Consider the following 1,197-nt stretch of genomic DNA (forward strand, 5'->3'; position numbering starts at 1 on the left):
AGTGAACATTCAAATATCTGTCCTACATTCATTCGTGAAGGTACTCCTAATGGGTTGAAGACCATATCGACGGGTCTTCCATCTTGCAAATAGGGCATATCTTGTATAGGYAAAATTTTKGAAATGATACCCTTATTTCCATGTCTTCCAGCTACTTTATCACCTACTTTGATTTCACGTTTCTGTAAAATATATATACGAATTGTTTCTGGATTATAAYTAGAGCCYCCYTTCTTCTGGATCCATCKMACATCAATAACACGMCCCCTACCACCTGTAGGTAGKTTTAGGCAAGTTTCCTTTGACATAGATACCTGAATACCAAGKATGGCTCGTAATAATCTATCTTCCKKAGCATAGKACGATTCTTTCACCATCTGGGGGGTTAATKTACCTACTAAAATATCACCMGTTTCCACCCAAGATCCCAGCATCACAATTCCRTTTTTGTCTAAATTGCGTAACAAATGGGCTTCTAAATGCGGTATTTCRTTAGTGACCCTTTCGGGGCCTTGGCTTGTCACATGARTCTGAATTTCRTATTTCCKTATGTTAAAAGAAGTATAAATATCTTCATATACYAAGCGCTCGCTAATGARTACTGCATCTTCAAAATTGTAACCTTCCCAYGGCATATAAGCCACKACTAYATTTTTMCCCAAAGCGAGTTCCCCACCAACTGTAGCAGCACCRTCYGCTAMAATTTGTCCCTTTTTAATGCATCGACCCCGYTGARCCTGGGGKTTTTGATGCATACAAGTATKTTTGTTGGAACGTTGATAYAGAACTAATGGAATGCTTATARTATCTCCATTACCTGATAAAAYAATCTTGTCAGTATCGGTATAAATGATCTTTYCCTCATGTTCGGCTATAGAAAGAGCCCCTGAATCTAAAGCCGCTTGACGTTCCAGCCCAGTTCCAACAATGCACTTCTCGGACCGAGAAAGCGGAACTGCTTGCCGTTGCATATTAGAACTCATTAAAGCCCGATTCGCATCATYATGCTCGATAAAAGGAATGAGGGAAGCTCCAATCGAAAAATATTGGAAGGGGAAAATACTTCGAAGGTGAGCCTGTTCCCATGCAACAGTCAAGAATTCTTGGCGGTATCGAGCTGGAACAACCTGTTCTTCCTGAATGCCCCGATTCAATGCCAACGAATTTCCTGCCGCTACCATATAGTATTCATCTCTA

1 protein-coding gene and 1 pseudogene are annotated in these 1,197 nt (G+C 40.8%); one reads left to right on the top strand and one right to left on the bottom strand.

Features of this window, described 5'->3' with window-relative positions; genetic code table 11:
* Positions 1–983: pseudogene (locus EZV76_RS17790) on the bottom strand (hypothetical protein); the annotation flags it as partial.
* A 21-nt stretch (positions 984–1,004) separates the two neighbouring features.
* On the opposite strand from EZV76_RS17790, the gene EZV76_RS17795 reads away from it, so the two are divergent.
* On the top strand, positions 1,005–1,197 hold a 193-nt coding region (locus EZV76_RS17795), incomplete at its 3' end, for a hypothetical protein (protein WP_236640955.1).

It is taken from the genome of Flagellimonas alvinocaridis (assembly GCF_004916895.1).
Lineage (GTDB): Bacteria > Bacteroidota > Bacteroidia > Flavobacteriales > Flavobacteriaceae > Flagellimonas > Flagellimonas alvinocaridis.